The following is a 2,494-nucleotide window of genomic DNA, read 5'->3' as shown; positions in this document are numbered from 1 at the left end:
GAAGAGGCTACTACCGAAGCTGAAGGAGTCGACTGATGATCAAAGTGAAGAGATTACCAACCATTTTAGGAATCATTATTTTAATCATTGGTTTAGCTGCCGGTGTTTTCCTTGTCACTCAGGGACAAAACATCTTTCTTCGAGCGACACCAGAGACTACTCCTAATCAAATTAAAGTAACCAATATTTCTGATAATTCTTTCACCATATCTTGGACCACCCAAAAGGAGACGAGTGGTTTCGTTAAATATGGTGAGGCCTCATCCTTAGATGTAACCTTAGCTGATGATCGAGATCAAGTCTCGGGTGAAACCGGCTCATTTACCACTCATTATGTGACTTTAGTCAATCTGAAACCAAACACAAACTACTTTTTTAAGATTGGTTCTGCAGGGAAAATCTTTCCCACTCAAGGTAAACCCTACGAAGCTAAATCTGCTCCCGTTGCCCAAGGATTACTGCCGCCGAGCGACGTTGCTTCAGGAACGGTAAAAAAGTCTGATGGCACACCAGTCGAAGGAGCGATTGTTTATTTATCAATGGCGAACACCTCTCCTCTCTCTGTTCTTGTAAGGTCATCAGGCAGCTGGCTTATTCCCTTAAATACCGCCAGAACCACCGACTTGGCCTTATTTATTGAATATGACAAAGAGGCCCAAGTGATCGATATTCTGGTTGAAGGCGGTAGCCTAGGACATTCTTCGGTAATCACCACCACTAAGAATGATAACCCTGTTCCCCAAATCACTTTAGGAAAAAGTGATGACTTTCGCCAGTACACTGAACCTCCAGAAATTACGCCTCCGGCGGAAATTTCTCTGACTCCCAGTCCCACCTCAACTCCCTCAGGGTTTAGCCCTGAGTTAGAACCCACTCCGACCGCCACTCCAACTGGCGAACTGAGTATTATTGACCCTGAACAAGGTGAAGACCTTAATGCCCTCAAACCAGAGTTTACTGGTACCGGGCCACCGGGCAAATTAGTCGAAATTATCGTCGAGTCACCCTCCTACACCGGAACAATTAAAGTTAACGATGAAGGTAGTTGGGACTGGTCACCACCTACGGATTTAGAACCAGGCACTCACACAGTCAAAATTACTTATGGTGGTCAAACTGTCAGCAGAACCTTCACTGTTTTAGCTGCAGGCGAAAGTGATTTGCCTGCTTACACAGCGACGCCTTCAGCAACGACTACCCCTTTACCCACCTCAACGCCTACACCAACAACAGCACCAAGAACAGAAATGCCTTCCACTGAGTCTGGGGTTCCTGACTCTGGCTTCATGATGCCAACTTTCTTAGTTTTTATTCTCGGCAGCGGATTAATTTTAGTTGGATTTTTCCTTAAAAATTTCCTCTTCTCTCCCTAAGCTCAGCTGGAAATGTTAAAATGGCCTCATGAAAATTGCCATTATTGGCGCGGGAATAATAGGCTTAACCGCTGGTTACCAGCTTTCAAGAAAAGGCCACCAAATCACAATTTTTGAAAAAGAAAAATTCTCTGGTGGCCTAGCGGCTGGTTTTAAAAAGAAAAATTGGGGTTGGCATCTTGATTTCTTCTATCATCACCTTTTTACTAGTGACGATCACGCCAAAAATTTGATTAAAGAACTGGAGCTAGAAAAAAAGCTCTTTTATCTTCGACCAAAAACATCAATTTTCAAGAATAAGAGAATTTATCAGTTCGACTCACCTTTTTCGGCTTTAAGATTTCCTCCTATTAATCTTCCTAACAGGCTAAGGACAGGCCTTATTACTCTTTTTCTGAAAATTAATCCTCGCTGGCAAAATTTAGAAAAAAACAAAGCTTCGAGTTGGCTAAAAAAATATTATGGTCGAGAAGTCTATAAAACTCTATGGCAGCCTTTACTGAAATCTAAATTCGGTCATCAGATAGAAAAGGTTTCAATGGCTTGGTTTTGGGCAAGAATTAAAAAAAGAAGTGCTCGGCTAGGATATCTTGAAGGTGGATTTCAAACATTAATTGATAAGTTGGAAGAAGAAATTAAAAATAAAGGTGGGAAAATATATCTTAACCAAGAGATTAAAAGCTTAAACGAAATTAAAAGCTTTGATAAAATTATCATCAGCGCTCCTACCAATAAATTTTTCCCGAAAACAAAACTGCCTAAGATGTTAGGAGCTATAAGCTTAATTTTGGAGCTCAAGAAAAAATTTCTAGAAGAAAATACTTATTGGTTAAATATTAATGAAGAAGGCTTCCCTTTTGTCGCCGTTGTTGAACAGACTAATTTTATTGATAAAAAAAATTATGGAAACAACCATCTCGTTTATGTCGGCGGCTACTATCCTCAAAACCATCCTTATTTCAAGATGACTAAAGAACAGGTCTTAAAAGAATTCCTTCCCTATCTTAAAAAAATCAATCCAAATTTTGATCAGTCTTCAGTTATCAGTTTTCAGCTTTCAGCCAATCTCTTCGCTCAACCTGTTATTCCCACTCACTACTCCCAAATTATCCCCTCGCATA

2 protein-coding genes are annotated in these 2,494 nt (G+C 40.4%); both read left to right on the top strand.

Annotated elements, in window-relative coordinates; translation table 11 throughout:
* Nucleotides 1-35: 35 nt before the first annotated feature.
* Nucleotides 36-1,373 carry a fibronectin type III domain-containing protein gene (locus VMY36_03255; GenBank protein ID HUV42889.1) on the top strand — a complete coding sequence of 446 codons (1,338 nt, stop codon included), beginning with the start codon at nucleotides 36-38 and terminating at the stop codon, nucleotides 1,371-1,373.
* 28 nt (nucleotides 1,374-1,401) lie between these two features.
* On the top strand, nucleotides 1,402-2,494 hold a 1,093-nt coding region (locus VMY36_03250), incomplete at its 3' end, for an FAD-dependent oxidoreductase (protein ID HUV42888.1).

It is taken from the genome of Patescibacteria group bacterium (assembly GCA_035529375.1).
Taxonomy (GTDB): Bacteria; Patescibacteriota; Microgenomatia; order PFEM01; family JAHIFH01; genus DATKWU01.
Note: the sequence above shows the minus strand (reverse complement) of the source record. Positions and strands in the feature narration are given on the sequence as shown.